The sequence below is a fragment of the Herminiimonas aquatilis genome (assembly GCF_042665175.1).
GTDB classification, from domain to species: Bacteria; Pseudomonadota; Gammaproteobacteria; order Burkholderiales; family Burkholderiaceae_D; genus Oxalicibacterium; species Oxalicibacterium aquatilis.
Genome location: NZ_JBHTCC010000009.1, coordinates 1 through 1,232, shown reverse-complemented (window position 1 = coordinate 1,232; position 1,232 = coordinate 1). Strand labels below are relative to the sequence as shown.

1 protein-coding gene is annotated in these 1,232 nt (G+C 51.5%); it reads left to right on the top strand.

Annotation, left to right across the window (positions count from 1 at the left end; all coding sequences use genetic code 11):
• Window positions 1-63: 63 nt before the first annotated feature.
• Window positions 64-1,214 (top strand): IS3 family transposase gene (locus tag ACFQO0_RS16890; RefSeq protein WP_195876771.1). Its coding sequence is split into 2 segments (ribosomal slippage): window positions 64-301 and window positions 301-1,214, totalling 1,152 coding nucleotides; the frame shifts between segments, so codons are not numbered across the junction.
• The last annotated feature ends 18 nt before the right edge of the window (window positions 1,215-1,232 follow it).

Genomic DNA, 1,232 nt, shown 5'->3' with positions numbered 1-1,232 from the left:
TGAATCGCCCCGGCTTTACTAGACACATCTGAGCCTATAAATTTATAGGTTAACGGAGGTGTTATGAGTGCAAAGCGATATACAGAAGAATTCAAGATTGAAGCAGTCAAACAGGTCACAGAACGAGGACATGCTGTTGTTGATGTTTCAGCTCGACTCGGTGTCAGCGGCCATAGTCTGTATCAGTGGGTTAAACAATACAGCGTGCCAGCACCCCAGCGCGATGCCATCAAAGACCAGCAGGTCGAACTGCGGCAGTTAAAAGCAGAGCTCAAACGGGTCACCGAGGAGCGTGACATTCTAAAAAAGGCCGCCGCGTACTTTGCCAAGGAGTCCGGTTGAAGTACGCATTCATCAAGGCGCATGCATCGGTCTATTCAGTGCGGCGACTTTGCAAAGTCATCGGCGTGCATTACAGCGGTTACTACGCTTGGCAGCATTGTCCAGAATCTGTACGCACGATGGAAGACAGAAGACTGTTGGGCCACGTCAAGCAATCGTGGCTTGAAAGCGGTTCGGTGTATGGCTATCGCAAGGTATGTGACGACCTGCGTGAATTGGGTGAGAGCTGCGGCAAGCATCGTATCTATCGCTTAATGCGTCAGGAGAAGCTGCGTTCACAAACCGGCTATCACCGTCGTCCGAGAGCACGTGGTGGCATGGCGTCTGTCTTTGCCCCCAATCACTTGAATCGACAGTTCGACGTGGCGGAACCAAACCAGGTTTGGGTAACTGACATCACTTACATTCGCACGCATGAAGGCTGGTTGTTTCTGGCAGCAGTGATTGACCTCTTTTCTCGTCAGGTTATCGGTTGGTCTATGGGGCCTCGCATGGGGCGAGACCTAGCCTTGAATGCATTGCTGATGGCGGTGTGGCGGCGGCAACCGAAACAAACCGTCATGGTTCATTCAGACCAGGGGAGTCAATTCAGTAGCTATGATTGGCAGGGCTTTCTCAAGGCGCACAATTTGCAGCAGAGTATGAGTCGCCGAGGGAACTGTCATGACAACGCCGTTGCCGAGAGTTTCTTTCAATTACTCAAGCGGGAAAGAATCCGGCGCCGTGTGTATGCAACACGGGATGAGGCCAGAGCAGATGTGTTTGATTACATCGAGATGTTCTACAACGTCAAACGACGTCATAATCATGCTGACCGGCTTTCGCCCGTCAACTATGAAAAGCAGTACTTCGAGAGGCTTGCGAGTGTCTAAGAAACTCGGGGCGATTCA